Source organism: Synechococcus sp. H55.10 (genome assembly GCF_047502715.1).
Classification (GTDB): Bacteria; Cyanobacteriota; Cyanobacteriia; order Thermostichales; family Thermostichaceae; genus Thermostichus.
This window is the reverse complement of the sequence record NZ_JANSJJ010000073.1, coordinates 1-995: the sequence shown is the minus strand read 5'-3', so window position 1 is coordinate 995 and position 995 is coordinate 1. Positions and strand designations below refer to the sequence as shown.

Genomic DNA, 995 nt, shown 5'->3' with positions numbered 1-995 from the left:
TCTTAATCGGGTTGAGTGCTGTGCTCTGGGGCCTCCTCTGGGGCTACGCCACGCTGCTAGTTGTGCTAGTCAACTTCAAAGAACAGGGATCCGTTTACGCCTACCCCATGCAAGCAGTGTTAGATCGCTTTGTGGAATCGCTGGGGCTGGGTTGGCTTAAGGATCTGCATGCCATGCAACTGCAGCCACTGCGCCGGATTAGCTATGCCCTCTTCGGCGCCGTTACCTTGGGAGTGACCTTCATGCTCTGGGTTTTGGGGTGAGGCAGTGGCTAGCTCCTCGATCTAGCCCTAGGCAGAGCTGACTGCACCTGCTGAAAAGTCCCGCTGCTTAGCCTCTCTCGCAAGGAGGGATCTAATAGAAAATTGCTTGCAGCTTTTTCAAGCAGGCTTGGATCTGAGCCATCTCTTCCGGATTCAGCTTTTGAAAGCGCTCTTTCAGGTAGGCCACATGAACCGGGAAGACCTGTTCAAACAGTTTTTCCCCCTCTTCGGTAAGCACGATCTTGAAGCAGCGGCGGTTTTCTGGAGGTACCTCGCGGCGCACTAGCCCCTTTTGTTCCAGGCGATCCACGATCCCGGTCAGCGTCCCTTTGGTAACCAGCGTTTTCTGGGCCAGGATATTCATCGTCAAGCCAGGAGTGTTGCCAATGGTTACCAACACATCAAATTGGGGGGCGGTCAGCCCTATCTGACGAATGTGAGCGCTGGCGTAGTTTTCAAAGGCTTGGTAAGCCCGCGCCAGATCCCGCAGCAGCCCCAAAAAAGGCTCCCGCGCCGCCACCACCGAGGGCTTGAGGGCCTCGCCTTGGGGAAGCGGAGAGGACAGAGACTCAGCAGCAGTGGGCATCGCTGCAGCTCGCCGAACGAGACTAATCCACCCAGCAAGAACAGTTTTGGCTTTATGATAGCCGACTGCACTATAGTCCTAATACAAATTAACGGCCATTTCGCCAGCTCCGTGGAGCTATTCCATCCCAAGGCAACGCACAGGAG

2 protein-coding genes are annotated in these 995 nt (G+C 55.5%); one reads left to right on the top strand and one right to left on the bottom strand.

What is annotated here, in order from left to right; translation table 11 throughout:
• Nucleotides 1–263 (top strand): hypothetical protein (locus NW858_RS05630; RefSeq protein WP_414520082.1); only part of this gene is annotated, 263 nt, incomplete at its 5' end.
• 91 nt (nucleotides 264–354) lie between these two features.
• On the opposite strand, the gene NW858_RS05625 is transcribed toward NW858_RS05630, so the two are convergent.
• Complete coding sequence (locus NW858_RS05625; protein ID WP_414520081.1) at nucleotides 355–849, bottom strand: MarR family winged helix-turn-helix transcriptional regulator; 495 nt, start codon at nucleotides 847–849, stop codon at nucleotides 355–357.
• Between the last annotated feature and the right edge of the window lie 146 nt (nucleotides 850–995).

What these genes read in the sequence shown, in the direction of transcription:
- NW858_RS05625 (WP_414520081.1), bottom strand. Translation starts at nt 849, where the DNA reads ATGCCCACTGCTGCTGAGTCTCTGTCCTCTCCGCTTCCCCAAGGCGAG.